Origin of the sequence: Pyxidicoccus fallax (genome assembly GCF_012933655.1) — a bacterium.
Taxonomy (GTDB): Bacteria; Myxococcota; Myxococcia; order Myxococcales; family Myxococcaceae; genus Myxococcus; species Myxococcus fallax.
Genome location: NZ_JABBJJ010000001.1, coordinates 1 through 25,597, shown reverse-complemented (window position 1 = coordinate 25,597; position 25,597 = coordinate 1). Strand labels below are relative to the sequence as shown.

19 protein-coding genes and 1 pseudogene are annotated in these 25,597 nt (G+C 68.4%); 8 read left to right on the top strand and 12 right to left on the bottom strand.

Annotation, left to right across the window (positions count from 1 at the left end; all coding sequences use genetic code 11):
• Window positions 1-140: 140 nt before the first annotated feature.
• The 5 genes from HG543_RS00100 to HG543_RS00080 form a co-directional block, all read right to left on the bottom strand.
• Window positions 141-2,363, bottom strand: a complete 2,223-nt coding sequence (locus HG543_RS00100) for an RCC1 domain-containing protein (protein WP_246356641.1) — start codon at window positions 2,361-2,363, stop codon at window positions 141-143.
• A gap of 251 nt (window positions 2,364-2,614) precedes the next feature.
• On the bottom strand, window positions 2,615-3,268 hold the full coding sequence (locus HG543_RS00095) for a DNA-binding protein (RefSeq protein ID WP_246356640.1): 654 nt from the start codon (window positions 3,266-3,268) through the stop codon (window positions 2,615-2,617).
• A gap of 251 nt (window positions 3,269-3,519) precedes the next feature.
• Window positions 3,520-4,353 (bottom strand): hypothetical protein, encoded by an 834-nt coding sequence (locus HG543_RS00090; protein WP_169342555.1) that lies wholly within the window; start codon window positions 4,351-4,353, stop codon window positions 3,520-3,522.
• 139 nt (window positions 4,354-4,492) lie between these two features.
• Window positions 4,493-5,101 carry a macro domain-containing protein gene (locus tag HG543_RS00085; RefSeq protein ID WP_169342554.1) on the bottom strand — a complete coding sequence of 203 codons (609 nt, stop codon included), beginning with the start codon at window positions 5,099-5,101 and terminating at the stop codon, window positions 4,493-4,495.
• A 103-nt stretch (window positions 5,102-5,204) separates the two neighbouring features.
• A complete protein-coding gene (locus HG543_RS00080; protein WP_169342553.1) occupies window positions 5,205-6,116 on the bottom strand; it encodes a LysR family transcriptional regulator in 912 nt (303 codons plus the stop codon).
• Window positions 6,117-6,240: 124 nt separating this feature from the next.
• Here HG543_RS00080 and HG543_RS00075 point away from each other — a divergent pair, with 124 nt between their 5' ends.
• Window positions 6,241-7,032, top strand: a complete 792-nt coding sequence (locus HG543_RS00075) for an SDR family NAD(P)-dependent oxidoreductase (protein WP_169342552.1) — start codon at window positions 6,241-6,243, stop codon at window positions 7,030-7,032.
• A gap of 107 nt (window positions 7,033-7,139) precedes the next feature.
• On the opposite strand, the gene HG543_RS00070 is transcribed toward HG543_RS00075, so the two are convergent.
• Window positions 7,140-8,258, bottom strand: coding sequence for a WD40/YVTN/BNR-like repeat-containing protein (locus HG543_RS00070; protein ID WP_169342551.1), 1,119 nt, complete (start codon window positions 8,256-8,258; stop codon window positions 7,140-7,142).
• 247 nt (window positions 8,259-8,505) lie between these two features.
• Here HG543_RS00070 and HG543_RS00065 point away from each other — a divergent pair, with 247 nt between their 5' ends.
• Window positions 8,506-11,883, top strand: a complete 3,378-nt coding sequence (locus HG543_RS00065) for a hypothetical protein (RefSeq protein WP_169342550.1) — start codon at window positions 8,506-8,508, stop codon at window positions 11,881-11,883.
• 23 nt (window positions 11,884-11,906) lie between these two features.
• On the opposite strand, the gene HG543_RS00060 is transcribed toward HG543_RS00065, so the two are convergent.
• The gene (locus HG543_RS00060; protein ID WP_169342549.1) at window positions 11,907-12,773 is read right to left on the bottom strand and encodes a CPBP family intramembrane glutamic endopeptidase; all 867 of its coding nucleotides are present in this window, start codon (window positions 12,771-12,773) and stop codon (window positions 11,907-11,909) included.
• 106 nt (window positions 12,774-12,879) lie between these two features.
• Here HG543_RS00060 and HG543_RS00055 point away from each other — a divergent pair, with 106 nt between their 5' ends.
• Genes HG543_RS00055 through sitI6 form a run of 3 tightly spaced genes read left to right on the top strand, consistent with a single transcriptional unit; the run spans window position 12,880 to window position 15,233 of the window.
• A complete protein-coding gene (locus HG543_RS00055) occupies window positions 12,880-13,812 on the top strand; it encodes a leucine-rich repeat domain-containing protein (protein ID WP_169342548.1) in 933 nt (310 codons plus the stop codon).
• A 28-nt stretch (window positions 13,813-13,840) separates the two neighbouring features.
• On the top strand, window positions 13,841-14,506 hold the full coding sequence (gene sitA6, locus HG543_RS00050) for a SitA6 family polymorphic toxin lipoprotein (protein ID WP_169342547.1): 666 nt from the start codon (window positions 13,841-13,843) through the stop codon (window positions 14,504-14,506).
• A gap of 16 nt (window positions 14,507-14,522) precedes the next feature.
• The gene (sitI6, locus tag HG543_RS00045) at window positions 14,523-15,233 is read left to right on the top strand and encodes a SitI6 family double-CXXCG motif immunity protein (protein ID WP_169342636.1); all 711 of its coding nucleotides are present in this window, start codon (window positions 14,523-14,525) and stop codon (window positions 15,231-15,233) included.
• A gap of 64 nt (window positions 15,234-15,297) precedes the next feature.
• On the opposite strand, the gene HG543_RS00040 is transcribed toward sitI6, so the two are convergent.
• Together HG543_RS00040 and HG543_RS00035 are read right to left on the bottom strand one after the other, a co-directional pair.
• Window positions 15,298-15,729 (bottom strand): hypothetical protein, encoded by a 432-nt coding sequence (locus tag HG543_RS00040; RefSeq protein ID WP_169342546.1) that lies wholly within the window; start codon window positions 15,727-15,729, stop codon window positions 15,298-15,300.
• Between the two features lie 36 nt (window positions 15,730-15,765).
• Complete coding sequence (locus tag HG543_RS00035; RefSeq protein ID WP_169342545.1) at window positions 15,766-16,542, bottom strand: TetR/AcrR family transcriptional regulator; 777 nt, start codon at window positions 16,540-16,542, stop codon at window positions 15,766-15,768.
• A gap of 113 nt (window positions 16,543-16,655) precedes the next feature.
• Between HG543_RS00035 and HG543_RS00030 the strand changes: the two genes are divergently transcribed.
• Window positions 16,656-18,899, top strand: a complete 2,244-nt coding sequence (locus HG543_RS00030) for an ATP-binding cassette domain-containing protein (protein ID WP_169342544.1) — start codon at window positions 16,656-16,658, stop codon at window positions 18,897-18,899.
• A 54-nt stretch (window positions 18,900-18,953) separates the two neighbouring features.
• On the opposite strand, the gene HG543_RS00025 is transcribed toward HG543_RS00030, so the two are convergent.
• The 3 genes from HG543_RS00025 to HG543_RS00015 all read right to left on the bottom strand — a co-directional run bounded on the left by HG543_RS00025 (window position 18,954) and on the right by HG543_RS00015 (window position 23,242).
• Complete coding sequence (locus tag HG543_RS00025; protein WP_169342543.1) at window positions 18,954-21,311, bottom strand: hypothetical protein; 2,358 nt, start codon at window positions 21,309-21,311, stop codon at window positions 18,954-18,956.
• Window positions 21,312-21,433: 122 nt separating this feature from the next.
• The gene (locus HG543_RS00020; RefSeq protein WP_169342542.1) at window positions 21,434-21,730 is read right to left on the bottom strand and encodes a hypothetical protein; all 297 of its coding nucleotides are present in this window, start codon (window positions 21,728-21,730) and stop codon (window positions 21,434-21,436) included.
• Window positions 21,731-21,784: 54 nt separating this feature from the next.
• Window positions 21,785-23,242: a galactose oxidase-like domain-containing protein gene (locus tag HG543_RS00015; RefSeq protein WP_169342541.1), complete on the bottom strand. Its 1,458-nt coding sequence runs from the start codon at window positions 23,240-23,242 to the stop codon at window positions 21,785-21,787.
• Window positions 23,243-23,420: 178 nt separating this feature from the next.
• On the opposite strand from HG543_RS00015, the gene HG543_RS00010 reads away from it, so the two are divergent.
• Window positions 23,421-24,902: an ELWxxDGT repeat protein gene (locus HG543_RS00010; RefSeq protein ID WP_169342540.1), complete on the top strand. Its 1,482-nt coding sequence runs from the start codon at window positions 23,421-23,423 to the stop codon at window positions 24,900-24,902.
• 171 nt (window positions 24,903-25,073) lie between these two features.
• Window positions 25,074-25,597 (top strand): annotated as a pseudogene (locus HG543_RS00005) (AAA family ATPase); the annotation flags it as partial.

Below are 25,597 nucleotides of genomic sequence, written 5' to 3'. Positions count from 1 at the left end.
CCCCATCGCCGACGAGGTCGCGCGGCGTCTCGAATCGGAGCTCCCCACTGGCCGAGCGTGTGTGGAGCCTCCTCGCGCACAATCTCGGCGCCACCCGGCGAGCGTGCAACCACGCCGCCAGCCAGGTGGCCGCCAAGCCCTCACCTGACCCGAACCGGGGACGGGTTCACTCCTGCGCGGCCATTTCCCAGCTGTCCATCGAGGTTGAGACCCCAGGCCCGGACGGTGCCGTCGGCCTTCACCGCGAGCGAGAACTTTTCTCCCGCGGCCAGGGACACCACACCTGTGAGGTCCGGCACCTGCGCGGGGGTCGAGCGCCCGCTGACCGTTCCATCGCCCAGCTGGCCATCGGCGTTGTTGCCCCAGGCCCAGACGGTGCCATCCCTCTTCAGCGCCAGTGTGTGCAAGCCGCCCCTGGCCAGGGCCGCCACCTCGGTGAGGCCCGGCACCTGCGTGGGCATCAACTGACCACCGTCGCCGCCGGGCCAGCGCCAGACGGTGCCGTCCGACTTCAGCGCCAGCGAGGACGCACCGTTCCCTGCCAGAGCCACCACCCCGGTGAGGCCCGGCACCTGCGTGGGCACCCGGCGCGGCGTGATGGTCCCATCTCCGAGCTGGCCATGAGAGTTGTCGCCCCAGGCCCAGACGGTGCCGTCCGACTTCAGCGCCAGCGAGTGACTCTCGCCTCCGGCCACCGCCGTCACTCCGGTGAGGCCCGGCACCTGTGCGGGCGTCAGCCGCGGGGTGGTCGTCCCATCTCCCAGCTGACCGCCGGAGTTGCGGCCCCAGGCCCAGACGGTGCCGTCCGACTTCAGCGCCAGCACGTGGTCCTCGCCCGCATCCAGGGTCGCCACGCTGGTGATGCCTGTCACCTGCGTGGGCGTCAGCCAGAAGCCGGTCTGCTCCTGGTCAAGGATGATGACGCCCCAGGCCCAGACAGTGCCGTCCGACTTCAACGCCACCGAGTGATAGGTGCCCGCCGCCACACGGACCATGCCGGTGAGCCCAGTCATCTGGATCGGCGTCGGCCGTACGGGGCCCGGCCCATTGCTCAGCTGGCTGGCCGCGTTGTTGCCCCAGGCCCAGACGGTGCCGTCCTTTCTCAGCGCCACCGTGTGGAGGGAGCCCGCGGCCACCTGCTGGCAATTCGTGAGCTGGGAGAGCGTTGGAGTGAGGAACTTGCTGTGAGCATTGCCCCAGACCCAGAGGGAGCCGTCCGTCTTGCGCGCCAGCGTCGTGTTGTAGCCGGCAGCCACGCTGGACACGCCGGTGAGGCCCGGCACCTGCGTGGGGCTCTTTCTCGTTGCGAAAGACCCATCGCCCACCTGGCCGTCCGAGTTGTCGCCCCAGGCCCAGACGGTGCCGTCCGACTTCAACGCCAGCGAGTGGGTGGCGCCCGCGACCACGGCCACCACGTGGGTGAGGCCGGGCACCTGCCCGGGCGTCTCGCGGCGGGCAGGGGTCGGCTCGCCCAGCTCGCCGTACAGATTGTGGCCCCAAGCCCAGACGGTGCCATCCGCCTTCAGCGCCAGCGAGTGGATGCCTCCCGCGGCCACGGCCACCACACCGGAGAGTCCAGCCACCTGCGTGGGCACCGGTATGGAATAGGGAAGCTCGATTGCACGGCCCACCTGTCCCATGTCGTTGCTGCCCCAGGCCCAGACGGTGCCGTCCGACTTCAGTGCCAGCGAATGCCTGTTGCCTCCGGCCAGGGCCACCACCCCGGTGAGCTCGGGCACCTGGATGGGCTTCACCCGCTGGGTGAGGGACCCATTCCCCAGCTGGCCGTACCGGTTGCTGCCCCAGGCCCAGACGGTGCCGTCCGACTTCAATGCCAGCGAGTGGCCATGGCCCGCGACCAGGACTTCCACGTCGGTGAGGCCCGGCACCTGCTCGGGCGTCAGCCGGAGGGGGTCGCTCTCATTGTCACCGCCCGTCTCGAGGTGCATGTTGTAGCCCCAGGTCCAGACGGTGCCATCGGTTCGCAGCGCCAGCGCGTGCGACTCGCCCGCGGCCAGGGCCTCGACGCCAGTGAGGCCCGATACCTGCGTGGGTGTCACCTGGGGGGTGTCTGTCCCATTTCCGAGCTGGCCCAGGTTGTTGCGGCCCCAGGCCCAGACGGTGCCGTCCTCCTTCAGCGCGAGACTGAATTCCAGGCCGGCGGCGAGTGGCTCGGCGAAACGCGCGTCGGCCGGAATCCCCGCGTCCTCCTCACCCGGCGTACCGGAGTCGTCGGGACTGCCCGCGTCGTCCGATGTGCCGGCGTCGACCGCGGTCCCCGAGTCGGTGGGGTCCTCCGGCGCCTTCTCCCCGTCACACCCCGCCAGTGCCGCGACACACAGGCCCACAGCCAGGCTCCGCAACCAGCTTCTGCTTCCTCGCGTCATTGCGCCCCCCTCCATGCGACGGTCCTCCTCCTCCCCGCGGCGGTGCCGCACCCTCGTGCTCGACCGTGACGGGAAAGGAGGCGGACGACTGTAGTGGCGGTGGTGCAATGAACGGAATGGCTTTACGCCTGGGGCATTTCTCACTCCCCTGCTTCACCCCAGGCCTGGCGCCGCGACTTCCGGTTCGACTCGCCGCTTCGCCGCGAACCGCACGTCAGCACCTCGACCTACTTCAACACGAGGTCCGACGGCTGCCGGGGAGCCACCTCATAGGTGGACTCGTATTGCGCCGAGAGGCCTGTCACCTGGAGCTGCTGTCCCACGGTGATGGCGCTCACGGACTCCGGGGTGAAGCCCGCCGTCGGGTGGATGTACACCTGCACCTCGCCCGAGCCGTCATTGACATACAGCTCGTAGCCGTAGGGCAATTCATCCTCGATGGGCCGGGTCACCGTGGCCGTCACGCGCACGAGCAGTCCCTCGGTGGACTCGCCCACGGAGCCGGTGCTGACATCCCTGGCGCCCACCTGCTGGGTGCCCGACAGCGTCTCGACGGAGCCGGGCTCGCTCTCGAGGATGCGGAGATTGTTCTCATCGTTGAGTGTGCCCTTGACGCGGACGCGGGTGCCCAGCCCGAAGTCGAGCTTCTGCGTCAGCTTCACGTAGATGCCACCGGAGTTGTCCTGGATGGCGAAGCCTTCGTTGCCCAATGCCGAGGAGAAGGCGCCTGGCTGCACCGTGACGTACCCCTCCACCGTCACCTCGGTGCCAGTGGCGCGGCCGCGTGCCTCCGTGATGGGCGTGGCCCCGGGCTGCTCGGGGTCGTCGTCACCACAGGCCACGAGCACCGAGAGCGTCAGCAAGAGGAAGCGCGGCGCCATGGACAGACGCGAAGAAAGAGCAGAGAGAAGGAGGGGCATGAGGCGACGGATAATGAACCTCCGGATGCCACGTCAAGCGATAGGGAATGGGGGAGCGGGAACGCGTCCAGAACCCGGCGCCTGAGACCCCTTGGGCACATTCCGGAGAGCAGTCCATTCCAGTCTGGACGTCAAAAAGCACCCCCTGCCTTCCAATCTCCGGATGGCAGGGGCGCGCTCCATCAGCAGCGGTCGAGCCTCGGTGCGTCTGACTACGGAGCCACGTCCGAAACGGTCAGCTCGGTCGCGTTCCAGCCGGGGAAGCTGGCATCGACATTCAGATCGATGTTGCGGTAGCCAATCGAGCCATCCGCGTTGCGGAAGTAGATGCCTCCCTCGGACGTGGGGTCACCGACGATCTGAACCTTGTCATCCAGGTCGTAGTAGTAGTCCCAGCGGTTGTAGGGTGCCGGCGCCCAGCGCGCCCACATGCCATTCGTCGTGATGGCCCACAGACGCCCGTTGTAGCCCACCGCGATCTGGCTGGCCTGGATGCCAGGGAAGGTCGTGGTGATGTCCTGGTCGACGTTGCGGTAACCGACGCTGCCGTCGGCGTTCAGGAAGAAGACACCCGCTTCGGACGTGGGGTCACCGACGATCTGAACCTTGTCATCCAGGTCGTAGTAGTAGTCCCAGCGGTTGTAGGGCGCCGGCGCCCAGCGAGCCCACATTCCGTAGGGCGTGAGGGCCCACAGGCGGCTCTTGTAGCCCACCGCGATGTGAGTGGCCTGGATGCCGGGGAAGGTCGTGGTGGTGTTCTGGTCGACGTTGCGGTAGCCGACGCTGCCGTCGGCGTTCAGGAAGAAGACGGCGCTCCGAGTGCCGGGCTCCGCCACGAGCTGGACCTTCCCGTTGAGGTCATTGTAGGCATCCCAGCGCAGGTACGGAGCCGGCGCCCAGCGAGCCCAGGAGCTGGTTCCCTGGATCACCCAGGGACACGAGGTGGTTTGATCGGCCAGGGCCTCTCCACCGAACAGCACGGCCGCCGCGGCAACGGCCACCAGCTCCATCCGATTGAAAATCCGGCTCAGCTTCGCTCGATTCATGATGACTTCCTTGGGGGATTGGTTCACCAAGGACCGCCTCTGGTGGCCCCTGGTGGAATCCAAGGTGCCATCCCAGCCGTTTCGGCGATGTGAAGCGCCTCACTCCCAACCCGTGGAGTGATTCACAGCGCGGGGCGCGTTAGCGCAGGTAGGCCCGGACCTCGTCCGGGAGGCTCGCCGCGAGCTCGGGGAAGTGGCGCACCAGCTCCGAGGCCATCGCCAGGTACTCGTGGAGCTCATAGCCGTAGAACGTCACCCGCGCGAGGCGGCTGTTCGTGTGGAGGGCCAGGTGGGCCTTCAGCGTCTCGCAGGCGATGCGGGTCGGCTCCACCACCCCGAGGTTCCCGGTACCTGCGCCCAGCGCCACCATCGCCACGCTGACGCCGCTCTCCGGCAGGCGCTCCACCTCGTCCCAGAGCCGCTCGCACCCGGTACGGATGACATCGGCGGTCGGATAGGACGAGGCGTTGAAGCCGTCGCGGTAGTCCATCACCGCCACGTGCGCGACGTGGCGGGCCCGCGGGTGCTCGCCCGCGTCGGTCATCAGCACCTCGCCCGGCTGCATGGGTCCGCCGAAGCGGTGCTGCAGCGCCTCGAAGACGCGCGCCTGGTAGCCGCGGCCACAGGCCGCGCGGATGGCCGCCGACACGCCGCTGCCCAGCTGGGCCTGGGTGTTGGAGGCATTCACCAGGACGCTCTCGTCGCCTTCGGTGAGGCTGCCCTGGTTGAGGGTGATGTGGGTTGGCATCCGGGTCCTCCTCGCGGCGTCCTCACAGCCTGGTAAGGGAAAACAGGTACTCGGCCTGAGCGTCCTCCGTGCCTGATGACCGCCTTGCCCCGCCACGGTCGCGCTAACCCGCCAGTGGCGAGGCCTTCATCGTATCCACCATGTGGCGGATGAAGGCACGCACGCGGTGCGGGACCTGCCCGCCTCCGACATGGACGGCGTGAATCAGCTCCAGGTCGCCCGGGTTGTACTTCTCCAGCAAGGGGACGAGGCGACCGGCCTTGAGTTCCGCGGCCACATGCCACAGCCCCAGGCGGCCGATGCCCACCCCGTTCAGGAGCATCTGCTTCAGCGTCTCTCCGTTGTTCACCAGCACGCTTCCCGCGACGACCTGTTGAGTGATGCCGCCCGCCTCCCGGAAGGGCCAGCCACTGCGGGCACGCCGGAAGTTGAAGGTCAGGCAGTCGTGGTGTCGGAGTTCGTCTGGCGTCTTCGGCGTGCCCTTGCGCTGGAGATAGGCGGGCGAGGCGCAGACGACGCGGCGGCTCTGCCCGAGCTTGTGCGCGAGCAGTGAGCTGTCGGGCAGGTCGCCCGTGCGAATGGCGACATCGGTCTTCTGGGCGAGCAGGTCGACCACGTCATCGGTCAAGCTGAGGTCGACGATGACGTCGGGGTACCGCGCGAGGAAGGCGGGAATGGCGGGCACGACGAACTGGGAGCCGAACGGAATCGACGCATTGACGTGCAGGCGACCGCGGACCGCGCCCGCGGCGGCGGCCTGCTCGGCGTCGTTCAACTCCTGGAGGATGCGCTGCCCCGCCCGGTAGTAGGCCTCACCTTCCTCGGTGAGGCTCAGCGCGCGGGTGGTCCGCATGAACAGGCGGGCGCCAAGCCGGGTCTCCAGCCGCGTGATGAGCTTGCTGACCGCCGAGGGCGTGAGCCCCACGCTCCTGGCGGCCGCGGAGAACCCTCCCTCCTGCACGACCCGCAGGAAGACCTCCAGCTCGCCGGAGCGCTCCATGAGGATGCGCGCCATTCGTGAACCTCATTCACAGGTATTACGACCATCCTGTGAATGTTCATCCCGGCACGCAAGGGTTATTCCAGCTGCATCACGGCACGGCTCGCGCCGCCCCTTTTCACCCCGACCGGGAGCACTCATGGACCTGCAATTGAACAAGAAGACCGCGCTGGTGACTGGCGCCACGGCCGGCATCGGCCTCGAGATCGCGCGGACGCTGGCGGTAGAGGGCGCCGAGGTCCTCATCACCGGCCGCGCGAGGGCCAAGCTCGACCAGGCGGTGGAGGACATCCGCGCCTCCGGCGGCAAGCACATCCGCGGGGTGCTGGCGGATGCGGCGACCGCCGAGGGCGCGGCCATGATTCAGAAGGAAGCGAACGAGGTCGACATCCTCGTCAACAACCTGGGCATCTACGAGAGCAAGCCCTTCGCCGAGATCTCCGATGCCGACTGGCTTTCCTATCTCAACGTCAATGTGATGAGCGGGGTGCGGCTGTCGCGGGCCTACTTCCCGGGCATGCTGAAGCGCGACTGGGGACGCATCATCTTCATCTCCAGCGAGTCCGCGCTCACCATTCCTCCGGACATGATTCATTACGCGACGACCAAGACGGCGCAGCTCTCCATCTCGCGGGGGCTCGCGAACCTGACGAAGGGCACGAAGGTGACGGTCAACTCGGTGCTGCCGGGCCCCACGCACTCGGAGGGCATCGTCGACTTCCTGCGCAGCGTGTCCAGTGAGCCCGACGCTCCGGCCGACAAGATCGTGGCCGAGTTCTTCGCCAGGCACCGGTCGTCCTCGCTCCTGCAGCGGATGATTGAACCGGGGGAGATCGCCAGCCTGGTCGCCTATCTGGCCAGTCCCCTGTCCGCCGCGACCAACGGCGCGGTGCTCCGTGCCGAGGGAGGCCTCGTCACCACCATCAGCTGAGCTTGGAGGGGGTGCCCCCGTGAAGCGGGCACCCCGTCACCGTCCGCGTTCCGTGGCGTGAGGCTCGCGTCCATCCCTCCCCCGAAGCGCGGACCTCGTATCGCGTCTCAGTTCGTGGACGTGAGCCCGAAGTACAGCACGGAAGGGCTGGCCGGTGAGAACGCAATGGAAGACACGCCATCGTTCGCGTTGTGCGTCTTCGTCACGGTGCCCACGGCATGGTCATACTTGTAGATGTCCGTGCCGTACTGCTGGAAGTGCGTGCCGAACTCGAAATAGATGACGTTGGCGTTCGTGGGGTGGGCCACCAGCAGGATGCCATTGGTCAGCGTGACGTCCGCCGACTCGGTGACGACCGGCGCGAAGGAGAGTCCACCGTTCGTGGAGCGGTAGATGTGCCGCTGTTCGGTGGTCAGGTCCATGGCCTCCAGCCAGACCACCTGGTTGTCAGCCGGGGACACGACGATGGTGAACGCATTGGCGCGGGTGGTGGACAGGCCCGTGACAGAGGTCCAGGTGGCGCCCCCGTTGGTGGACACCCGGGCGCCGCCGGCCTGACCGTAGAACACCTTGTCGAGGTTGCTCGGGTCGAACGCCACCGTGTAGCCGAGGACGAGGTCACCGGTGGCGGCCGGCACGCCCACCGCCGTCCACGAGACACCGCCGTTGAAGGACTCGTAGAGCTGCCCCACCGAGTCACCCACCCGCACGTGCAGGCCGTTGGCCGGGTCCACGCCCAGGCCGAGGATGTTCGACACCGGGGAGACGAGCGGAACGAGGGTGCTGGCCCCGTCGATGCGGTACAGGCTGGAGCCATTCTCGGCCCAGCCGTAGGCGCGGCCACCCTGCGCCGCCGTCAGCGTCACCGAGTCCAGCGTGTTCACCTGGGTCCAGTTGCAGCCCGCGTTGGTGGACTTGAGGAGCTTCCCGTTGTGCGACGCCAGCATCGTGTTGGGCGTGTCCAGCGCGACCAACCCATGAGTGTAGGCCACGCCGCTGAGCGCCGTGCCGCTGACGGGCGTGAGGGTGGCCCCCTCGTCCTTCGTGAAGGTGATGGCATTGGTGCCGATGACCTTGGTGCACGAGGGCACCGTCCAGCCGGTCAGCGCGCCCTGCTGCTGCTCGCCCACCTCGCCACTCTGCGGGTCCTTTCCACCGCCGCAGGCGGAGAGGGACATCGCCGCGCACACCACGGCCGCCGCAAGAACCTTGCGTGAAGAAGACATGACACTCCCTTGGAATGTTCGTGCTTGGGTTGAATTGAAGAGGAGTTGCGCGTGGCGCGAGAACCGGGCGCCGACGCGGGGCGGCCTTCTATAGGTTCCAGCGCACCGGTCAACGACAATCACACGAGTGCGTGGCACGTCACGGAAAGCACTGGAGAGCCGGCACACGGCGTGGAACGGCTGTCATTGAAATCATTCCGCTCCGTCGTACTACGCTACCTGAGACCGAAGGACCCGGAGGTGCCCCATGGGGAACGTCCCAGACAGCCAGGAGGCCGTGGCTCGCTTCAACCAGGGGCGTGACGCCTTCCTGCGCGCCCTGGAAGCCGTCAAGGAGCAGGACCTGGCTCGCTACGAGCGTGAGAGCCGCGCGGCCTGGACCGAGGTTGTGGGAGCGCTGGAATGGGGCGTCAAGTATTGCCTCGACGCGTTCTGCCCCGACCGCCTGCCACCGGAGAAGCTGGACAAGCTGAATGAGGAGGGTTTCGAGAAGCTGCTCCGGATGCTGGCCCGTCACGCACGGCCCCGCTTCGAACGAGAGCGGGCGGCGGCGCTCCACCGATGGCGCATCCGGCGTAACACCACCACCCATGAGGGAGCGCTCCTTCCCCACCGCCAGCTGCGGGAGGCCTTCTTCGACATCCGCCGCTTCCTGCTCGACTACCTGCCCGTCTCCGAAGGGCAGGTCCCTCCCCTGCCGCGTCCGCCGTCCACGACGGAGGACCCGGCCGAGAAGTCCTCCGTCGACCCGTCCCCAGGGATCCGCCGTCATCGCGTGGAGGGTGGAGCGGCGTTCATCGAGCGACTCCTGCATGAAGGCCTGGAACGGCTGCGCTACAGCCGGCGGGACGACCAGGGCGCGTCCCTGGCCTCCTTCGAGCGGGAGGCGCTGGACTTGCTGACGTGGCACGCGCGGCGGCTCCTCGATGCGGGCCTGGACGCGGACGGGCGGCTGGAAGGCCCCGGGGAGCGCGTCGAGGAGACCTTCAAGGACATCCTCATGCGGAGCATGGACCATGGCGTGTCGCCCCGGGACACCGAGCGGCTGCTCATGCTCATGCCGCTGCTGCACCGGCAATCGATGCTCTGCATCGAGGCGGGCTGGCTGCGGCGGGACGAGGACGGGCTGGGCTTCGAGGTGCCCACCCTCGCCGCGCTCCTGGTGGGCCGGCAGCTCGCGCGCGGACGCGGCGAGGCGGAGCGGCTCACCGAGCAGGTGGGCCGGGAGCGCTCCTGGGCGGAGGCCGCCTGGATGGCGGTGGCCGATGGCGACGACCTGGCCTCCTGGGCCAGGCCCCTGCTCGCGGAACGAGACCCGCTCCGGTTGTTCGAGCGAGTCGTGGTCACCTGCGCTGCGTTCGGCGCGACTCCCGAGGGCGCCGTACCTTCGGAGGAGATGGCGCGGGCCTTCCAGCTCTGCGTCGCGGCCATGGTGGCCTTCGCGCCACGATATGTGTCCGACGAGCACGTGAGCGACCCGGATTCTCCCTGGTTCCTTCCCGAGGAGTCCTGGCGTCAGTGCGTGCTGGACCTGGCCCAGGCCTCGCGTGTTCTCGGAGCGCGCCTGAGCCTGGTGCTGCCGCCCACGCCACCGGCCCCGTTGTCGGAGGTCCTCACCGCGTTGGAGCTTCCATTCCGCCTCGTCCCCGAGGAGCGGGAGGCCATCGCCACGCTGTGCGCACCGGATGCGGCGGCCCGGAGCGGACGGCTCGGCGAGCCCTTCCTACGACAGGTCTTCGGCTTCCCGGAGACACGCCTGGGGCGGCTCATGACCGAGCCCTTCCTGGAGACCTGGTTCCTGGCCGTGGGCATCCCCATCCTCCGGCGTGTGGGAGGCTCCGAGGCCCGGCGGCTGCTCGTCATTCCCGAGGGGCGGCATCCCGCGGGTTACCTGCTCAATCGCGCCAGCCTCATCCCCTCGTGGTTCGAGGATTGGCGGAGTCTCTCCGTGTCCTCGCCCGAGGAGGCGGTGCAGGCGTGGGTCGGCGCCGTGCCCCGGCTCGTCGGTCTGGCAGAGGTCTCGGAGGCGCTCCGGCGGCTCGTGCTGGAGCAAGGCCTGGAACGGCTGGACTCGCTCGGCCTGCGTGAGACGGCGGTCCAGGCGCTGCTCGAGAACCTCGTGGACCTGTGGCCTCGGACGGACAGGGACGGCGAGCGGATCCGGACCCATGCCGCGGTCCTGCGCCTGCTGGGGTTCGGCGACCCGGAGTGGCAGGCACACAGCGAGATGTGGATGGAGCAGCCGGCGCTGGGCTGGAGGACGCTGCTCGAGGCCGGTGTTCCCCAGGCGCTCATCGCGCAATGGTGCGTCCGGAAGCTCATCCAGAAGCGCGAGGCGCCGGAGGCCTTCCGTCATGGGCCCGTGGGCGTCATCGCCATCTCGGGCGCCGAGGTCCTCGGCTCGGGGCAATGGCAGCGCGCGTTCCAGCAGGCGGAGGAGGCCTTGAACTGGTTGCTGGCCGAGGGCGATGCCAGCGCCCTCTCCGTCCTGGCGGATGCCTGCCTCGCACCGGATGCGCTGCACGCGGGCTTCGCTCCCTCCATGGGCCAGGTGGCCGGAATGGAGATTCCGCTCCACCTGGTGTTCTGGCGGAAGGTTCTGGCTCGCGCCGCCGGGAGGGAAGCGCTGTACGCGAGGGTCGAGAGGAACGCCCCGCTGGGGGAGTTCCACTGGTTGTCCGACCTGCCCCTGCCCTTGCCGAGCGAAGAGGTGGCCCTGTGGGAGCGGCTCGTCAGCGAGGCCTGGAAGACGCCTTGGGAAGACGAGGCCTGGCGGCTCCTCACGTGCTTCGAGCAACGCATGAGCGTCTTCCTGGTGACCGAGCGGAACTGGCCCTCCCTCAAGGCGCACATCGAGCTCCAGGGAGAGCCAGAGCCCACCGTCTTTCCCTTCTACGTGCGGCTCCCCGGCCAGCCCTGGGAGAACCCCTGGGCGCCGCTGCACGTGAAGGCCCGGGTCCTGGCCTACGCGGCGGAGCACGGCGAGGACGTCGTGGAGCCCGTGCGCATCGTGGGCGGGTTGCTCGCCGCCGCACCGGCCCCTGAGGCGGTCAGGGCGGCCCCCTTCTTCGGGGACGCGCTGAGGCGGAGCGCCGAGCATCATCCGGCTCGCGCGGAGGGCCTCCTCAGGCTCGCCCTCTCGCCGGAATGGCTTCGGCCCATGCGGGGAGATTCCACGGCCTCCTTTTGGGTGGCCCTCCTGAGCGCGCATGGAAGCGCGTGCGTCTTCGGAGCGCTCGCGCGGACAGAGGGAGGCGCACTCGGACTCGGGTGCGTGGACGCACTCCTGGCGCAGGACCTGCCGGCGCTGCGCGAGCGCGAGCTGTCCCCGGAGCTGCTGCGTCCGATACTGGTCCGTGCCAGCGAGGGGGCGTACAGCCCCTCCGATGCATTCTGGCGCGAGGCCTGGACCCGGGCGCGGGCTGTCGAGGAGTTCCCCGAGCTGCCCCGTCTGCCCGCGGGAGTCTGGCTGGAGCAGCTGCTGGATAAGAGCCGACACTGGGAGGCGCGGGCCCGCCGGAGCCTGGTGGGCCACCTCGCGAGGTACTCACTCCATGAGGAGGTCCGAGGCAGGTGCCTGGAGGTGCTGCTCCAGGAGCCGGAGCGACTTCCCGTCGCCCCCTGACTTCGGCCGCGCGGCGAAGGACGTCAGGCGCCCGGCGCCATGGCCGGAGCGGCGTTTGGCTCGGCTGCCTCCGTGGATGGAGGCAGCGGCTCCGCCTTCACCGCCCAACGGACGAGCAGGACCGAGGTCGCGAGCATGAGCGCCGTCGCGCCCACGCCGAGCCAGTCGAACCACGCCGGCTGGGGCAGCTCGGACAACCGGATGATGCCGCCTTGCTGGGGGTCGAAGCCGTTGCGCATGCGGTACATGACGTTGCCGCCCCAGTGCAGGCCGATGGCCAGCCACAGCGAGCCGGTGCGCGCCAGTGTGTACGCGAAGACGAGCCCCAGCAGCGCGAGCCGCAGACAGAGCAGGGGCGTCAGCTCCGCGTAGAAGACGTGGTTGAGGACGTACACCGCCGTCGTCCCGAGGATGAGGCCGCGGCTGGACACGTAGGGCGATAGGTGCCGGAAGAGGTACCCGCGGATGAGGATGTCGTCCGTCGCGGAGGACAGGAACATCCCGAACGCGGCCATCGCCAGCAGTGAGAACAGGGGCCCGGCGGCGATGAAGCCGTCGACGCGGAAGCCGCCCAGCGCCCACTCCGCCGCGTAGCCGAGCCCCTGGAACGCGAGGCCGGCGGCGAAGCCCAGCGCGACGTTGCGGCCCCAGCCGGCGTGCCGGAAGAAGCCGTAGCCGCGCAAGCCGCCCACCCCGGTGAGCCGGCCCCAGACGTGGGCCACGAGGAAGAACGACACGTAGACCGCCACGTAGACCGTGGGGCTCGGCCCCAGCATGAGCGGCAGGTAATAGAACGCGTCGAGCAGGGCGAACCCGACCACCGTGAGCAGCAGGGGTTTCCAGGGAGAGGTATCCACGGCGGGCGTGTGCATGGCTTCGGCGCGGCTCATACCCCATCCCTACGCGACGCGTGCGCGGCCATTTCCCGGCGCGCTCGGGAGTACGGTCTCACCGCACGTCGAGTGAAGCAGGGCCCACGGCTGTAGGATGGCGGCCATGCTCTCCGGCCATGTCTCGCTCCGGGAAGCCCGTGCCGATGCCTCGCGGGCCACCCACCTCTCGCTGAGCCACGCGAGGCTGGAGGAACTGCCGCCCGACCTTCTCGAATTTCCGAACCTGCGCCGCATCGAGCTGTCCCACAACCGGCTCACCCGGCTGTCCGACGTCATTTTCGACCTGCCGGGCCTGGAGAAGCTGAGCCTGCGTGACAACCGGCTGGTGAAGCTCCATGACCGCTTGGAGGCGCTGGGCTCGTTGCGCAAGCTCAACCTCTCCCTCAATCCCAGCCTGGATGCCGACGTCGCGCTGACGCAGCTCGCGAGGCTGCCCCGGCTGGAGGTGCTCTCCCTGAGCGATTCGCGCCTCTCGCATCTGCCCGAGGCCTTCATGGCGCTGAGGTCGCTCAAGGTGCTGCACCTTCATGGCAACGCCCTGCGCACCCTGCCCTCCGGCTTCGAGGCGCTCTACCGGATGCAGAAGCTGTCGCTGGATGGGAACCCCTGGAGCGATGCCACGGCGACGCTGGACCAGGCGTGCCGGCTGCGCAACCTCGCGGTCCTCGCGTACCGCGAGTCGGGACTCGTCCGTGTTCCCGCCGCCATGGGAGGGCTGCGCTCTCTGGTGCACCTGGACCTGGGCCGAAATCCGGGGCTCGACGTGGAATCGCTCCTGGAGGCCCTCACTCGCCTGCCCCGGCTCACGAGGCTCTTCCTGCACGACTGCGGCCTCACCTCCCTGCCTGAGCGCATCACCGAGCTGAAGTCACTCACCTCGCTGACCCTCTCGGGCAATCCCCTTCAGGGGCTCCCAGCGGCGCTGGCTCGGATGCCCTCGCTCCAGGAGCTCATGCTGTACCGCACGCCCCTGGAGCCCGGCGCGGTGGAGGCCCTCCGCCGCGGCAACCCCAGGCTCCGCATCCTGGGCTTCTGACGGGATGGGCTGTTAGGGTTCGCGTGCAATGCAGACCCTTCACGCGTTCTGGCTTTCGCTGCTCGCCGCGTCCTGGCTGGGCTGCTCCAGCGTCACACCTCCCTTGCAGCAGGCTTGGGCCGATGCGGCGGAAGTTGAGTGTGACGCACCCCATGAAGACCAGTGCGTCACCCTCCTCTGCCTGGGGGACACCTGCGGCTTCTATCGCTGTGAGGACGTGCCCGGTGAAGTCGAGCTGGCGCGCTTCCCCGGGGCGCGCCCTCCTGCGGCGGCGCCGGGCAGCGGTCCTCGGAGGAACTGGGGAGGCGCGGGGAAGCTCCCCGGTGGCGCCGTCATGGTCTTCCCCAATTGGAACGGCGCCCCCGAGCGAATCGTCCCCCCTTCACGCCAGCTCACGGCCGGCCGTTGGGAGAAGCACCACATTTTCCCGCAGGCCCGGGAAATGGCGGAGTGGTTCAGGGACAGAGGAGTCAAAATCCACGACTACACCTTGCCCATTCCGCTGCACGTTCACCGACGGATTCATGGCAATGACGGGCGTGGAGGTCCGTGGAACCAGGCATGGCGGGACTTCAGGAGACAAAACGAGTACGCCTCCCCCGAGGAAATCTTCAAGCACGCGGGGGAACTCATCTACCGCTTCGAACTCCTGGGCGGTCCCATCCAGTCCTATTATTCCCGCCCGGGGGCGTGAGGGGTTGGTCATCGAGATGACCCGGTACTTCTGTTTGCGCGAAGAGAAGCCATATCCCGCGAGCATTGATGCCGCGCACAAGTGGAGCCTGCCTGGCGTGAAGTGCTCCGAATGCGGCGTCACGTGGGGGATGTCAGGGCACCAATACCCCGGTGTGGACCTGTCACAACTGCCCGAGCGGGCGAAGTTCGTACGGCCCTGGCCCGTCCCCGATACCGAACTCGCGCGGCTACGGGAGCTGGTACGTCCCTTCGCGCCTCCCAATGCGAAGCTGCCACCCGGCACGCGCTTCGGGCCTCTGGAGGGCCGGGCCTCCGGGAAGTTCGGCCCATTCACGTCTCTTGGGGACATCTCGTGGGTGGTGCGCCGGGAGGTGCTGGAGCGCCTGCAAGCGGGAGACGTTCGCGGGCTTCAGGGATTCCCGACGGCGTTGCGGTTCCGCGAGAAGAACCCGCCGGAGTTGCTGGAGCTTCAAATCGAGCCCTACGGCAGGCTGCACCCGGACTGCCTACCGCCGGACATGCCATCCCCTTGCGCGACTTGCGGCCGGCTCGCGGCCCGACTGCCGGAAGTGCCCATCCTCGACGTGGCATCCCTGCCCACCGACCTGGACCTTTTCCGGGTGAGCAACTTCTCCACGGTGGTTGTCGGCACCGAACGGTTCATGGAGGCAGTTCACCGCTTGGGACTGAACGGCATCACGTTCCAGGAACTGCCCACCCGGTAGATGGAACCCTGGTCCGTTCACGGGCTCATGCTCTAAAGCAGGGCCTTGCGGCACTGCAGGCCTCTCAGTACCACTCGCAGTGGTAGAAGCCGAAGCAGACAGGGTCTGTCCGGCTTGCGGCCAGGGAATATTCAAAATCGCTGAAGACGCTGTGTTTCACTGACGCGTTGGGAGGACGGTTGCCATCCTTCATCTGCTCCAGGTTGCACAGCCACAACGCGCAACGGTATTGGGAAGACTCATCATCTCCTTCAGTGCGCTCGTCGGAGGGCCTGGAGGGGATGAACACGTCTACCTGGATTCTGTCGTCGTGAAGTCGATGCCTGAAGAAGACCTTCTCACCTGCGTAGTTGAAGGAGGATACCTTCCAGTTTTCTGACGGCATGGGTTCGAAGACGAATACATCCATGTCATCGGTGGGCAGCATGAAGCCCCATTCTGGATGTTCCAGGGCGTCTTCGTAGTGCGGAATGCTTTCCTGTTGATGCCATCGCATGACTTCATCTCGTTGCTGGAAGTGGGTCGTGCACAGCTATCGCTTCCGCTTCGCGGTCTTCTCCTCGATGAACACGCTCAAGCCATCGAGCACCCGAGCCAGTCCGAAAGCAAAGGCCCCTTCGGGGTCATGCGCCCCGTAGGTCTCTCCGGTGGTCTTCCCCACACGCGACAGCACGGGATAGGGCGAGAAGTCCACCGTCTCCAGGAACGGCTCGACGCGGGACCACCACTCCGCGTCGGTCATTCCAGTCAATTCCTTCACCCGCTTCTCCCGCGCCGCGTTGCGTACCGCGCCGTGCACGTAGTCCAGGACCAGGTTCAGGACCCGGTCCATCTCCAAATCGGTGAGCCCCAGTCCCTCGACAGCGCTCAGCGCCACATCGGCCGACCGGAACGTGTTCGGCCCCAGCACTGTCCGGTGCGTCGCGAGCTGAATCACCCACGGGTGGGCCAGATAGAAGTCGCGATAGTCCGTCGCCACCCGGCTCAGGTTGGCTCGCCACTGCGCGGGCTTGAAGACGGGCCTGTCCTTCAGGACCTCGCCCGCCACCGCATCCATCATCAGGTCGAGCAGCTCCGCCTTGCCGGGGATGTGCGTGTAGAACGACATGGGAGAGATGCCCACCGCGTCCGCGACCCGGCGCGTGCTCACCGCGTCGAGCCCTTCGGCATCGGCAATGGCCACGGCCGCGGACACCAGGTCCGCCACACCGGCCTTCGCCTTCGGACCCCGTCGCGGCGCCTCGGTCCTTCCCCACAGCAGCTGCAGTGACTTCAACGGGTCGCCCCGCCCAGAAATCTCGTCACTCATCCGTCTCTCGAAATAACTATTTACAGTGTACGAGGTTGTCGTGCTAAACCCCGTGCACTGTACGAAGTTACGCCGCCGCTGGAAGGATGTCGAGCGGCGAGGAGAAGGACGCCATGTACGGTTCCATCAAGATTCGTGGGGCGCGGGAGAACAACCTCAAGAACGTCTCGCTCGACATCCCCAAGCGGAAGATCACCGTCTTCACCGGTGTCTCGGGCTCGGGCAAGTCGTCGCTGGTCTTCGGCACCATCGCGGCGGAGAGCCAGCGGCTCATCAACGAGACCTATCCGGCCTTCGTGCAGCAGTTCATGCCGCACTACGGCCAGCCGGATGCGGAGAGCCTGGAGAACATCTCCGCGGCCATCATCGTCGACCAGCAGCGGCTGGGCGGGAACTCGCGCTCCACGGTCGCCACCGTCACGGATGCGGCGCAGATGCTCCGCGTGGTGTTCTCGCGTCTCGCCGAGCCCCGTCTGGGCAGCCCGGGGTTCTACTCCTACAACGACCCGCGCGGTCTCTGCCCCGACTGCGAGGGCCTGGGTCAGGTCGCGTCCATGGACATGGACGCCGTCATCGACAAGTCCAAGTCCCTCAACGAGGGCGCCATCCTCCCCAAGGACTACGCGGTCGACAGCTGGAACTGGACCATCTACGCGAAGTCCGGCTTCTTCGACCTCGACAAGAAGCTCTCCAAATACTCGAAGGAGGAGTTGGACAAGCTCCTCCATCTGGACGACGGCCGGAAGGTCAAGGTCGACAAGCTGAACCTCACCTACGAGGGCCTCGTCCCCCGGCTGCGCAGGACGCTGGGCTCCAAGGACCCGGAGAACGTCCAGCCGCATGTCCGCGCGGAATACGAGCGCATCTTCACCCGCGCCACCTGCCCCGCCTGCAAGGGTGGCCGGCTCAACCAGGCCGCGCTCGGCAGCCGCATCCAGGGCAAGAACATCGCCGAGTGTTCAGCGATGCAGGTCTCGGACCTCGCCGCCTTCGTCCGCGCGCTCGACGCTCCGTCCGTGGGACCGATGCTGGAGGCGCTGGCCCACCGGCTCGACAACCTGGTGACCATCGGGCTGGGCTACCTCAGCCTCGACCGCGAGAGTTCGACGCTGTCGGGTGGAGAGAGCCAGCGCGTGAAGATGGTGAGACACCTGGGCTCCAGCCTCACCGACGTGACGTACATCTTCGACGAGCCCAGCGTGGGGCTCCACCCGCACGACGTCGGCCGGCTCGCGGGCCTGATGCAGCAGCTCCGCGACAAGGGCAACACCGTGCTCATCGTCGAGCACAAGCCGGACATGATTGCCATCGCCGACCACGTGGTCGACATGGGGCCCAGGGCCGGCAGCAAGGGCGGACAGGTCGTCTACGAGGGCACCTACGAGGGTCTGCTGACCTCGGGCACGCTCACGGGCAACCACATGAAGAAGTACCAGCCCCTCAAGACGACGCCACGCCAGCCCACGGGGCAGCTCCGCATCGAGGGCGCCCGCCTCAACAACCTCCAGAACGTCTCCGTCTCGATTCCTCGCGGGGTGCTGACCGTCGTGACGGGCGTCGCGGGCTCGGGGAAGTCGTCGCTCATCCAGGGCTGCCTGCCCAGGGCGTACCCCGAGACGCTCATCATCGACCAGAACCTGGCGCGCGGCTCGCGCCGCTCCAACACCGCCACGTACACCGGCATCCTCGACAACGTCCGGAAGGCCTTCGCCAAGGCGAACAAGGTGGACGCCGCGCTGTTCTCCGCCAACTCGAAGGGCGCCTGCCCGGACTGCAACGGGCTCGGCGTCATCTACACGGACCTGGCGCACCTGGACCCGATGGTGACCGTCTGCGAGACGTGCGAGGGCAAGCGGTTCACCGACGAGGTGCTGGCCTACAAGCTGCGCGGCAGGTCCATCAGCGACGTCTACGAGATGTCCATCACCGAGGCCGTGGCCTTCTTCACCGAGCCGGCCATCGCCCGGATTCTCCAGGGGCTGGATGACGTCGGGCTCGGCTACCTCACGCTGGGGCAGCCGCTGTCGACGCTCTCGGGCGGCGAGCGCCAGCGCCTGAAGCTCGCCGCCGAGCTGGGCCAGTCGGGCAACATCTACGTGCTCGACGAGCCCACCACCGGCCTGCACATGAACGACGTGGACACGCTGATTGGCCTGTTCGACCGGCTCGTCGACGCCGGGTCCACCGTCATCGTCATCGAGCACAACCTCGACGTGGTCTCCCGCGCGGACTGGGTCATTGACCTGGGCCCCGGCGCCGGGAACGAGGGCGGCCGCGTGGTCTTCGAAGGGCTCCCCGGGAAGCTCGTCTCACACCCGGGCTCACTGACCGGCAAGCACCTGGCCGCCCGGTCCTGACACCGAGCGGCCGAGCAGGCCGGGGTTCCGGGGCGCGCGAACGCCCCGGGCGCGTCAGCGGGCCGCCTGCAGCGGCTTGCGCTCCTTCACGCAGACCTGGATCAGGTCGTTCACGCTCATGCTGGCGCCGCCGACGTCGAACTTCTGCTCCTTGAAGTCGGGATACCGGTTCTCGAAGATGCGCCCCTCCGTGACGCAGTCGTTGAGCTTCGCGAGCGCCTCGCTCTTCTTCCCCTTGGAGAGCAGCTGCCGGGCCGAGTCGTAGGCCGTCTTCGGGCCTTCGTGGAACCGGAGCTGCATGTCGGCCTTCTTGTGGGGCTCCTGCAGCGCCTGCGCCTTCTGGGCGCACTGAGCCATCACGTCCTGGGGCCGGGTGGGGACTCCGCCAATGAGCACGTCGATGGTGGCGAGGCTGGCGTTCTCCTTCACCATCCTGGCGCCGTCGTCCTGGCAGGCCTGGAGCTTCTCCATCGCGCTCGCGTACAGGCTCTTCCGCTTGCGCAGGTCCGTGGCGGACGCGGCCGCCTCCGACTCCTTGCTGGCGGCGGCCAGGGCCTCACCCGTCAGCCGGCGCAACGCCCGCGCCTGCTTCGCGAGCTCCAGCCCCTCCACCAGCTTCAGCCACTCGGCGCGTGCCCGCTCGGCGTACGACGCATAGCCCGCGTCCTGACGCTCCAGCTCCGCGCGCGCCTCGAACATCTGCATGATTTCGTCCACGCTCTTCTGGGCGGTCTCGACGTCGGCGTCGGTCGCGGAGACGAGCTTCGCGGTCGCGAGCTTCTCCTTCGTCGAGGCCAGCCGCTCGGTGAGCTGAGCGCGGGCGTCCGCCGCGGCCAGCACGATCTTCCGCCGGTTGATGCGGTCGCTCAGCTCCGCCATGCGCTCCTTCGACTCCTTGGCGTAAATCGCGTAGTCGCGGTCCTTCTTGACGAAGTGGGCGCCCGTCTCCAGCACCGTGCCGATCTGCTTGACGGCGTTCTCCGCCTCCGTGAGCTGCGCCTCGGTGGGCTTCTCCTTCTGGATCTGGGTGACCAGGGCCGCCGCGTTCTTCCGCGCCTCGTCGACCTTCGCGCGCTGCTGCTGCAGATCGATTTCGTACCGGCGCCGCTCCATCGTCGCCCGTCCGTCCTTGAGCAGCTGACGTGCCTCGGCGGCGGCGGGGCTGATGGCCGGGTTCTTCGCGTGGACCGTCTCCAGCGTCTTCTCCAGGACGACCAGCGCCGTCTTCGCCTCCTCGAACTGCTCGTCGGTCGCCGAGCGCTTCTCGACATTGCGCAGGGCCTGCAGGACGTCGGCGCGAGCCGCGTCGAGGCTACGAACCTGGAGGGCCACCTCCACCTCGACGAGCGTGTTCTTCACCTCGTTGATGTACTGGCCAATGGCCTGGCTCCGCGCCGCCTGCGGCTCGTACCGCTCCACCAGCTTCCGGACGACGAACGCCGCGGTCTTGGCCTCGGCGAGTTGCTCGGGCGTGGGCTTCCTCGCGCGCAGCGCCTTGGCGGCCACGACGAGCTCCTCATGGGCAGGCCCCATCTCCGCCTTGACCCGCGAGACACCCGCCTGCACCACGAGCTCCTCCATCCGGCGCTTCGCCTGCGTGATCTCGGCCCGAGCCTTGTCCGCGTCCGCGCGATACGCCTTGTCCTTCTCCTCGAGCGGCTTGCCCTCGTCGAGCTGCTTCTGCAGCGCCGCCACGGCCTTGTCGGTGGCGCCGAACTTCTCGTCCGACCAGGCCTTGTCCAGCTCGGCGAGCGAGGTGGACAGCGCCTTGCGACTGTCGGTCAGGAGCCCTCGCTGCTTCTGGGCCGACTGCTGCAGCCACCGCTCGTCGATGGTCTTCTCGTGACGGGCGACGGTCGCGTCGACATCAGTGATGTACGCGGCGAACTTCGGGTCCTGGCTCGTCAGGGACCGGCCCTCGTTGGTCAGCTTCTTGAGCTCCGCCACCGCGGCCCGGGCATCATCCATCGCCTTGGGGGCGGGGTCCTTGTCCGCGAGCTTCGTCATGCGCTCGTTCACGGTCGCGAGCGCGCCGTCGATGCGCCGGCGGAACTCGTGGATGTGGACCTTGGCTCGGCGCTCGTCGACGTACTCGCGCTGCGCCCGGAGCTGCTTCCGTGCGGCCAGGACGGTCTTGGCGTAGTCGAGATCTTCCGTCTCGAAGCTCGCTCCCGCATTGAGCGCGTCTTTCAGCGCCTCCACCGCCGCGACGGCGGCGTCGAGGTCGGCGTTGTTCGGCGGATCCTTCTCGATCCGCTGAACGGCCGCGTTGAGGGCGGCGCGAGCGCTCTCCACTCGCTTCGAGGCCTCCGCGACGGACTTCGCGGAGCCGGGAGCCGGAGCCGCGGCGGAGGCCTGGGCGGAGGCGAAGAGGATGAATCCGATGAGTACCAGTACTGGAGTGCGTACCATTCGCGCCAACTTACTACAGCGAGGCCGTGGGAGGTCCGACAGAGTGTTGGCACTGCCCTCGAGCCAACTCGCTCGGCCAGTCTGCCCCTCCAGCGGCGGAGTCTCACCGTGACGGCAGGGCGTCAGTGCGGCCCGGCCACCGAGGGGGGCGCCAGTGTCCGCACCACCACCGAGCGGCATTTCGAGCACACCACCCCGGTGCGCTCCCAGTGCACCTGTTCCTCCAACTCGCGTGTATCTTCCGGTCCCTCCTCGAGCTGCCGGACGAGCGTGGCGAGGTCGTCCCCCTCCCCCCCTTCTCCCGGGGCGTCGAGCACGTCCTGCTCCCCTTCGAGGACGAGCTTGAAGCGGTAATACACCTCGTGGGCGGCGATGGCGCGGCCGCAGGCCGCACAGGTCTTGGGTCGCGGACCGGTCATGGCCCCTGAGAGTGAAGCCGAGACACGGTCCAGGGCAACCCGAAGCCGGCCGTGCTACGGCTCCTCGTCCTGGAGGGCCCCGGCCGCGACCGTGGGCCGCCGCAGGATTCTGATGCTCCGCCCCACCGAGGGGACTCCGGCGTCGTTCACGAGGAAGAGGTGGTAGTAGCCCACCGGCGCCCTGCTGTTGAAGGTCGGCGCGGTGACGGTGAGGCTGTCGGTGCCGCGCGAGAACGGCAAGGTCAGCAGCCGCTGGTTCTCGTCGAACGTGTGCGTCACCGAGCCGAGCGCGATGAGCGTCACCTTCGTGATTCGCGCCGCATCCGGCGTCGTGACGGTGAAGGTCGTCCCGGGCATCACCGTCTCGGGAGCCGAGCCGAGCGTCGGGCGGGCCCCCTTGAAGAGGTAGGGCGGCGAGAAGACCTCGGCGGAGCGCCGGTTCCTGCCCCCGGCGCTGAGGACCCGCCCGTCCGGCAACAGCACCGCGGTGGCATGGTAGCCCCGGTACACGGTGTTGCTCGCGAGCCGCGTCCAGCGGTTGGCGGTGGGGTCGTACACCTCGGCATGGAAGACGGGGGTGCTCGCGTTGTCGAAGCCGCTGCCGGAGCTGCCGCCGGTGACGAGCACCGTCCCATCGGGGAGCAGGGTCGCATTGTGCTGGCGCCGGCGAATGGTCATCGAGGACACGTAGCTCCAGCTCGGTGCGTCCGCGTCGAGGTCGATGACCTCGGTGGTGGCGGTCGGCGGGTCTCCGCCGCCGATGATGTACACGCGGGCGTCCAGGTAGACGGCGGGCCCGTAGCTCCGGGTGCCGAAGTTGCTGGAGGGGCCCGAGCTCCAGGTGCCCGTGCCCGCCGTGCTCAACCAGCGGCTGGCTCGCGACGGGCCGGCGTAGAAGAGCCGGCCACTGGGGGCGAGAAACATTTTCGGATAGAGCGGCAGCGCCAGCCGGGCCGTGGTCATGTTCCGCCAGGTCCGGCTGCTGGCCAGGAAGCGCTGGGGGAGCGTGTTGACGTTGCCGCTGCCGTTCATGTCACCGGAGACCACCAGCACGTCTCCGTTCGACAGCGTGGTGTTGGTGGGGTACCAGCGCCCGGCGTTCATGTCCGGCAGGCGGATCCACGACGCCGTGAAGGGGTCGAAGAGGCTCGCGTCGTTGAGCCCCACGTTGCTCGTCACGTGCCCCCCGGTGACGAGCAGCTTGCCGTCCGCGAGGTACGAGTGGCCGGCGCAGAAGATGTTGTAACCCGGGTGCGGCAGCGCGGTGACGGTGTTGGTGACGGGGTCCCAGCGCCGCGGAGGCAGGTTCCCCTCGTCGAACTCTCCGAAGAACATCACCCTGCCATCGGGCTGCAGGGACGTGTGGGTGGCGGAGATGGGCCACGACATGACGCTCGACCACTGCCCCACCTCCGCGGGGCCCTGGGCCCGAGCGGAAGAGGCCAGCACCGCGAATCCGACGAGCCAGACCGCGAGCCCCCACGAGCGGGGGAAGACGGGTCTCCATTGCATGGCGGCCTCCGGGTGAGTTCCTGCCGGCTGAAAGCGCGCAACCTACGTGGGAGGGATGGAGCGCCAATCGGCCTCGGGTCTGGAGAATCGTCAGGTCATGGGAGCACGCTGACCCCGCGGGGAGACAGACACCGTTCTTCCAGGCGGATAGACGAGGGTCCCCGCGCAGGAGGCTCTCATGAGGTGGTGGCGTCAGCTCTCCGTGGTGCTCGCGCTCCTTTGCGGCTGCGCCACATCCCCAGGCGGCAAGCCTCCGCCGGAAGGAAACGGTCCGCCCCCGCCTGTTCCGGACACCCTGCCCTGGACTCCCTGCGGGCGCACCGCCATCCCGCTGGGGCCCGCGCCCGAGGAATCGGACAGAGGTGTTCCGGAGATGGTGGACGGCGAGCGCGCCCTCTTCTTCGTCGCTGAGGCCGGCGCGACGGGGCAAGGCGTGTGGGCGAGCAGGGGTACCCGAGGGCCGGGCTCGTGCCTCGTGCGGGTCCTCTCCCCCGGGCCGACGGGGCTGGGGCCCTCGGAAGCGACCCGGGTGGGCAACAGGGTCTTCTTCGCCGCCGAGGACCCGGAGCACGGGCGGGAATTGTGGGTGAGTGACGGCAGCGCGGGTGGAACGCGGAGGGTGAAGGACCTCTGGCCCGGGAAGACGGGCTCGGAGCCGCAGTCCCTGCTCGAGTACAACGGCCTGCTCTACTTCGCCGCGAGCGACCCCGAGCATGGGCGCGAGCTGTGGCGCAGCGATGGGACGGACGAGGGCACCGTCCTGGTGCAGGATCTCGACCCGGGCCCCGAGGGCACCTCTCCCGACCGCATGACGCGAGGGGGAGATGGCGCGCTCTACTTCCTCGCGCACTTCCAGGGGCTCTCCACGGTGCTGATGCGCAGCGACGGAGGACCGGGCGCCGTCGAGCTGGCGCGCGTCCCGAGCGAGGGCGGCATCCTGGAGTCGCTGACCACCGCGGGCCGGCGCCTGTTCTTCGTCATGGGGCACCTGCACGACCCGGAGATGCACCTGATGGCGACGGAGGGAGGCGCACCGACGCTCGTGAGCATGTTCGCGCAGGTCGGCGGGATGGCGGCCCTGGGCGGGCAGCTGTACTTCAGCGCCACCACCGGGAAGGCGGGCACCGACGCGGAGCTGTGGCGCAGCGACGGCACCGAGAAGGGAACGCAGCGGGTGAAGGACCTCCGGGCCGGCGAGGCGGGCTCGGCACCGGGTGGGCTGACGGTGATGGGGAACCGACTCTTCTTCGCCGCGGACGATGGGACGCACGGGCGCGAGCTGTGGGTGAGTGATGGCACGGAGTCGGGGACCCACCTCGTCATGGACCTCGAACCCGGGGCCGGCAGCGCGTCTCCCGCGGAGCTGATGGTGGCTCAGGGCAACCTGTTCTTCAGCGCCGAGGTCACGGGGCGTGGACGTGAGCCGTGGGTGAGCAATGGCACGGCGGAGGGGACGGTGCCGCTCGACGAGCTGGCTCCCGGGGCACTCTCATCGGATCCGCGAAGGTTCGTTCGCGCCGGTGAGGACGTCTTCTTCACCGCCGCTGACGGTACAGGCACCCGGAAGCTGTGGGCCCTGCCACTGCGGCCCCAGGGGCAGTGCGGCGCTTCAGCGAGTTGGCAGGCGTTGAGGCGAGACGTTGTCACCTCGGCCCGATGAGCCCGAGCACCAGCGATACCCCCATCAAGGAAAGCGCGCACATGTATAGGAAGAGCGCCCGGATACACATGCCCTCCGTGCACGAGACCATCGAAGGCGCCACGGTGGCGCGTCAGCCTCCGTGGGCCCGCCGCGTCCCTGCGCGTCACCGTGCTAGCGTGAGCGCTCTCCATGAACTTTCGTTTCCAATGCTGGGTGCAGAAACATGCCAGCGGCCGCGTGACGCTCACGCCCCTCGCCCTGCCCCGCCTCGCGGTCCACGCGGACTCCCTGGAAAAGGCCACCGAGGAGCTGACGCTCGCGCTGGATGACCAGCTCTCCCGCGTCCACCCCCGCCGCGTCCCCGAGTTCATCGCCGCGCAGGGCGGCACCGCGCACCCCGTGCAGTTCCCCGGCATCCCCGTCTGGGGCGCCGAGGAGAACACCACCGCACCCCTGCATCTCACCACCGTCGTCGCACCCACCCACCAGTCCTTCATTGGACTGCACGCGCCGCGACTCGGCACCCAGCTCTGGTTCCAGGGTAGGTCACTCCCCGAGAACGCCACCGAGCGACTGTCCGAGCAGCTCGAGAAGCTCTCCGACACCCGCCGCCTCGCGCTGCGTCCCGACGGTCCCGAGTCCCTCCTGGAGCTGGAGGTGCGCGTCACCCCACCGCCCCTCTCCTCCCTCACCCGTGTCTGTTACACATCTGA